We start from the raw sequence: 1,344 nt of genomic DNA, 5'->3' as shown, positions 1-1,344 counted from the left end.
GGGATGCTCCTATGGATCGTCAAGCGGCCGAGGCGAGGTTTTCGGTGGGTGTTGTCGGTCGTAGGACGTAGTAGAGCTCGCGAGCGATCATGCGCTTGAGGCAGCGGATGATGTCCTTCTTGGCCAGGCCTTCCTTGGTGCGGCGTTCGACGTAGGCGCGGGTGCGTGGGTCCCAGCGCATGCGGCAGAGGACGACGCGGTAGAGGGCGGCGTTGGCTTGACGGTCGCCGCCGCGGTTCAGTCGGTGCCGGTGGGTCTTGCCCGAGGAGGCCGGGATCGGGGCGACGCCGCAGAGCATGGCGAAGGCCGGCTCGGAGTGCAGCCGGTCGGCGTTTTGCCCGACGGTGACCAGCAGTTGGCCGGCGACGTCGATGCCGACTCCGTTGCAGGCGAGCAGGTCGGGGTTGATCTGGGCGACGAGCGGGCCAATGAGCGCGTCGAGGTCGTCGATCTCCTCGGTCAGGGCTCGGTGGCGGCGGGCCAGGGCGCGCAGGGCGGTCTTGGCGGCCTGCTCGGGTTCGCTGATCCGGGCCGGATCGGGGCGCAGCTCGGCGCATGTGCTGATCAGCTTGACCCCGGTGAGGCCGCGCAGCTGGGCGCGCAGCGGTTCGGGCGCGGTGACGATCAGCGCCTTGATCCGCCGCTGGCAGTCCGCGCGCTGATCGACTGCGCTGTGGCGGGCCACCCGCAGGTTGCGCAGGGCTTCCACCTGACCGGTGCGGTCTTTCGGCGTGCCGGTGCGGGTTCGGGTCAGCGCGGTACGAGCGGCCGCCTCGGCATCCAGCGGGTCGGACTTGCCGGCGAACCGGCGCATCTTGCGGTCGGGGCGGTCGACCTCGAGCATCGCCACACCCTCGCCGGCCAGGTGGCGGGCCAGGCCGGCGCCGTAGACCCCGGTGCCCTCGATCCCGACGACCAGCAGCGTGCCGAACGCGCGGAGCCAGGCCAGCAGCTGCCGGTAGCCGGCCGCTGTCGCGGGGAACTGCCGGTGCCCCAGCAGCCGTCCCGCGGCATCAACGGCGGCCGCGGTGTGGTTGTCCAGGTGGGTGTCCACACCACCGGCCACCTGGACCTGGCCCGCGACGTTCTCTGGTGCGATGGTGGCCATCGCCGTCCTCCTCGTTCGCAACCGACAGGGCGGCACGCACCGCCGGGCGAACGGACAAGACAGTGATGGGTGCCTGCTGGCACAGGCTCCTATGAGGTCACACCGCCACGTCTGGTGAGTGCAGGCAGCCCCGCAGCGGACCGAACCGACAGATCCCGTTGAAGACTCGAAGTCAGTCAGGCGCTGGGTCAGGAACGACCGCTGCGGGGCGCGCCTACATCCTCACTGTCAGGCGC

At 70.8% G+C, this 1,344-nt stretch carries 1 protein-coding gene; it reads right to left on the bottom strand.

Translation table 11 applies throughout. The features are described from left to right. Positions 1-19: 19 nt before the first annotated feature. The gene (locus tag ACK586_RS25355; protein WP_409333307.1) at positions 20-1,108 is read right to left on the bottom strand and encodes an IS110 family RNA-guided transposase; all 1,089 of its coding nucleotides are present in this window, start codon (positions 1,106-1,108) and stop codon (positions 20-22) included. Positions 1,109-1,344 lie beyond the last annotated feature (236 nt).

This window comes from Trujillonella humicola, assembly GCF_046233715.1.
Classification (GTDB): domain Bacteria; phylum Actinomycetota; class Actinomycetes; order Mycobacteriales; family Geodermatophilaceae; genus Trujillonella; species Trujillonella humicola.
Note: the sequence above shows the minus strand (reverse complement) of the source record. Positions and strands in the feature narration are given on the sequence as shown.